A 4613-nucleotide genomic window follows, 5' to 3' on the forward strand; every position below is an offset into this window, starting at 1 on the left:
CCCGCTCTCCTCTCCTTCCCCTCTGCGGTCGTGCTCCGGGTCTCACCCGAAACCCCTGGGGCGCAACCGATCGCGAACGTAACAGCACCTGGTGAGTCCACAATGTCCATTCGTGGACAACTGAATTACCACCAAGGTGGCACTTGATACGCAACGTTCTTAAGCTTTCCCACGAAGGAGTGAAAAAAAGCCTGTAACTCACTCAAGTAGGTGAGATCGCTTCCGTACTCCTCGCTCGTAGAGCACGTGGCGCAGGAGGCGCGCGTGCGACCTCTCTGAGTGAGGAGTTCCCGTGAGCGCATCTCACCGGGAGTGGGCCGACCGGGCTTCCCGCCCGGCGCCGGGCACGGACGCCCGGTCCACCAGGTGGCGCAAGCGCGCCACCGCGTCCGCCATCGCCGTCGTCACCGGGGTGGGCCTGCTCGCCTCCGCGGGCGCGGCGGGCGCCGCCGACGCCGAGGGCGAGATCCGCGCCGTCCCCGGCGCGAAGGTCGTCAGCAACCGCTACCTGGTCGTCCTCAAGGACAGCCCCGAGGCGTCCTGGTCGGTCGGCAGCAAGCTGGTCACCCGCTTCGGCGGACGTGTGCGCGTCACCTGGTCCGACGCGCTGCAGGGCTTCTCGTTCGAGGGCACCGAGCGCCAGGCCAGGCGCCTGGCCGCCGACGCCCGCGTGTCCTTCGTCGAGCCGGTCACCGAGGTGACCACCAGCGGCACCCAGACCGGCGCCGCCTGGGGCCTTGACCGCCTCGACCAGCGCGCGCTGCCGCTGGACGGCAAGTACACCTACCCGAACACCGCCGCGAACGTGACCGCGTACGTCGTGGACACCGGCATCCGCACCAGCCACACCGACTTCGGCGGCCGGGCCACCATCGGCTACGACGCCGTGGGCGACGGCCGCAACGGCCAGGACTGCAACGGCCACGGCACGCACGTCGCGGGCACCGTCGGCGGCACGACCTACGGCGTGGCCAAGCAGGTCAAGCTGGTCGGCGTGCGCGTGCTCAACTGCCAGGGCTCGGGCACCAGCGAGCAGGTCGTCAACGGCCTCAACTGGATCACCCGCAACGCGGTCAAGCCCGCCGTCGCGAACCTGAGCCTGTCCGGCGGCGTCAACTCCGCCATCGACCAGGCCGTCCGCGCCTCCGTCGCCTCCGGCGTCACCTACGTGGTGGCCGCGGGCAACGGCGACGCCCAGGGCAACCCGAAGGACGCCTGCTCCGTCTCGCCCGCCAGGGTCGGCGAGGCCGTCGTGGTCGGCGCGACCGACCGCACCGACACCAAGGCGTCGTTCTCCAACTACGGCACCTGCGTGGACGTCTTCGCGCCCGGCGTGTCCATCGTGTCCGACACCGCCTCCGGCGACACCTCCACCGCCAGCTACAGCGGCACCTCGATGGCGGCCCCGCACGTCGCGGGCGTCGCGGCCCTGCTGCTGTCGGCCACCCCGTCGCTGTCCCCGGCCCAGGTCGAGTCCAAGATCGTCTCCTCGGCCACGCCGAACGCGGTCAAGAACCCGATGACCGGCTCGCCGAACCGCCTGCTGTTCGCCCCGCAGGCCACCACGACCACCCCGCCGCCCACCACGACCACGCCCACCACCCCGCCGGTGACCACCACCCCGACCACCCCGTCGGCGAAGGTCTTCACCAACGGCGCGGACGTGGTCATCCCGCAGAGCCGGTCGGTGGCCAGCGCCATCACCGTCTCGGGCCTGACGGGCAGCGCGCCGTCCGCCCTGTCCGTCACCGTGGCGATCAAGCACCCCAGCCGCGGCGACCTGCAGATCGACCTGCTCGGCCCGTCGGGCCGCGCGTACCGCCTGGCGAACCTCAACGCCAACGACACCGCGGCGAACCTGAACACCACCTACAAGGTCGACGCCTCCGGTGAGGCCGCCTCCGGCTCGTGGCGGCTCCGGATCCTCGACGTCCTGCGCCCGGCTTCCACCGGAACGCTCGACTCCGGGTCGCTGACCTTCTGACCACCGAAGCGGCAGCCGCGCCCCCACCCCGGGGGCGCGGCTTCCGCCGCACCAGCCCGGAGAGCGGCAGCCATGATCCAGAACGCGGTGGTCCAGACCGACCTCGCCTCGCTGCGCACCTGCGTGGACCTGTCCCCGGACCCGGCCGCGGTCGTGCGCCTGACCGGTGACGTGGTGCTGGTCAACCCCCGGATGCTCGCGGTCTTCGGCTACGCCGAGGACCAGGTCATCGGCCGCAGCGCCACCGACTTCGCCCCCGAGGCCACGCGCGAGCTCCTGCGCTGGCAGCGGGGCGACTTCGTGAGCCTGCTGCTGGCGGGTCAGATGCCGGAGACCATCCGCCTGCACGCCCGCCGCAGCAACGGCGCCACGTTCCAGGTCGAGGTCAGCGCCTGCGTCGTCGTGGCCGACGGCGAGCTGATGGCCCTGCTGACCGTGCGCGACATCGAGCAGCGGCTCAGCGAACTGGAGGACCAGGAGCGCAAGCGCGCCGCCATCGACGACCGCGCCCTGGCCCGCCGCAACCAGGCCGAGCGCCTGGAGAGCCTGGGCCAGCTCGCGGGCGGCGTGGCTCACGACTTCAACAACCTGCTCGGCGTCATGCTCAACTACACGACGTTCGTGGAAGAGGAGCTGGCCGAGGCCGCCGAGGGCGACGGCGAGCACTGGACCCCCGTTCTCGAGGACCTCATCCAGGTCCGCAGGGCCGTGGAACGAGCCGCCCAGCTGACCAGGCAACTCCTCGTCTTCGGCCGCCGCGAGGTGGTCAGGGCCCGCCCGTTCAACGTCAACTGCGTCGTGGCGGGCGTGGAGCCCATGCTCCGCCGCACCATAGGCGAGCACATCGCCCTGGACATCGAACTGGACCACGAGGTCAAACGCGCTTTCGCCGACCCCGGCCAGATCGAGAACGTCCTCCTCAACCTCGTCATCAACGCCCGCGACGCGATGCCCGGCGGCGGCAGCCTCACCGTCGACACCGGCATGATCGAGCTGGACCCGGTCACCGTCGCCCAGCGCCCCCAGCTCAAGCCGGGCGAGTACGTCCGCCTGCGCGTCAGCGACACCGGCGAGGGCATCACCGACGACGTCCTCGAACGCATCTTCGAGCCCTTCTTCACCACCAAGCCCAAGGGCGAGGGCACCGGCCTGGGCCTGGCCACCGTCTACGGCATCGTCCAGCAGGCGGGCGGCGACGTGCAGCTCTACTCGCAGCCCGGCCTGGGCACCACCGCCTCCGTCCTGCTGCCGGTCACCGAGGCCGAGTCCCCCGAGGAGGACGACGGCCCCGAGCTCCTCCGGGACGGCGGCGAGGGCGGCACCATCCTCCTCGTGGAGGACCAGGTGGCCCTCCGCGAGGTCACCCGCAGACTGCTGGAGCGCAACGGCTACGACGTCATCACCGCCCCGAACGGCATGGCCGCCCTCCGCACAGCCCACGACCACGACGGCCACATCGACCTCGTCCTCACCGACGTGGTCATGCCGGGGATGCTCGGCAAGGAACTGGGCGAACGCGTCACCCTGGTCCGCCCCGGTGTCGCGGTCGTGTACATGTCCGGCTACGCCCAGCCGGTCCTGACCTCCCAGGGCACCCTGAACCCCGGTGTGGTCCTGGTGGAGAAGCCGTTCTCGGAGGCGGAGCTGATGTCGAAGGTCCACGCGGCGGTGGAGGGCCACCGCGCGCAAGTCCTGGCGGGCGACCCGAGATGACGACCCCCGCGGAGCTGGAGGGCGCCCCGGTCCTGGTGGTGGAGGACGACCCGGACATCCGGGAGGTCTACCGCAGGGTCCTGGTCAAACTGGGCTGCGAGGTCCGCCTGGCCGACAGCGCCGCCGCGGCCTTCGCCCTGGTGGAGGCAGGCTTCACCCCGAAGGTCGCCTACGTGGACCTGGGCCTGCCCGACCTGTGCGGCGGCGAGGTCATCGCCAGGCTCCGCACCATGGGCCTGGCCACGACCTGCGCTTTCGTGGTGGCCAGCGGCTCAGGCGACCACGCGGCAGTCCTGGCGGACGCGGACGCCGTGATGGCGAAGCCCTTCGGAGTGGCAGCCCTGCGCACCCTGACCAGAACCCTGGTGACACCTACCTCACCCCACCTCCCCGCCCCCCGAGAGCCCCGACCACCAACGGTGGCCGGGGCTCCCGCACACCCGCGACCAGACCAGCAGCCCGACCACCCGACCGCCTTGCAGACCGACCGCCTCGCAGCCCGGCGACTTCACGGGTTGACCGCTTCGCGGGCTGCGGGGCGAGCGCAGCGAGCCCACGCAGCCCCATTCCCGCGTCCCTCTTTCCCGTTTGGCCTGGCGAAGCCCGAGCACGCTTGTCAAGACGCCGCCGCACCGCCCGGAAGACCGCCCGAGCCAAACGGCGTCTTGACGAGCGTGCTTGCCTGAAAGGAGGCCAAACGGGAAAGAGGGACCCGGACCACCGCAGTGGTACAACCGGACCACAGGACCAACGGTCACCGGCCGGCAGAGCCCGTCCCCCTCTTTTTTGGAGGTCTGCCCCGCCGGCGAGGCGTGCCCTTCAGCTCTTGATCTTGATCTTGCTCTTGATCTTCAGCACTCGCCCACCCACTCCCGGTCACAGCAGCCCGAACCGCTTGAGCACGTCCCCCAACGGC

Annotated in this window: 3 protein-coding genes; all 3 read left to right on the forward strand. The window is 71.1% G+C overall.

The window, feature by feature from the left end:
* Positions 1 to 292: 292 nt before the first annotated feature.
* Complete coding sequence (locus tag ACTUAL_RS25695) at positions 293 to 1984, forward strand: S8 family serine peptidase (RefSeq protein WP_440902052.1); 1692 nt, start codon at positions 293 to 295, stop codon at positions 1982 to 1984.
* A gap of 72 nt (positions 1985 to 2056) precedes the next feature.
* Complete coding sequence (locus ACTUAL_RS25700) at positions 2057 to 3697, forward strand: ATP-binding protein (protein WP_096492863.1); 1641 nt, start codon at positions 2057 to 2059, stop codon at positions 3695 to 3697.
* Positions 3694 to 4383, forward strand: coding sequence for a response regulator (locus ACTUAL_RS25705; protein WP_440902053.1), 690 nt, complete (start codon positions 3694 to 3696; stop codon positions 4381 to 4383). The genes ACTUAL_RS25700 and ACTUAL_RS25705 overlap by 4 nt, the downstream gene beginning before the upstream one ends.
* Positions 4384 to 4613 lie beyond the last annotated feature (230 nt).

The sequence above is a fragment of the Actinosynnema sp. genome (assembly GCF_052038725.1).

Excerpts from the sequence above, each read along its gene's own strand:
- ACTUAL_RS25705 (WP_440902053.1), top strand. The coding sequence starts at position 3,694 with ATGACGACCCCCGCGGAGCTGGAGGGCGCCCCGGTCCTGGTGGTGGAG.
- ACTUAL_RS25700 (WP_096492863.1), top strand. The coding sequence starts at position 2,057 with ATGATCCAGAACGCGGTGGTCCAGACCGACCTCGCCTCGCTGCGCACC.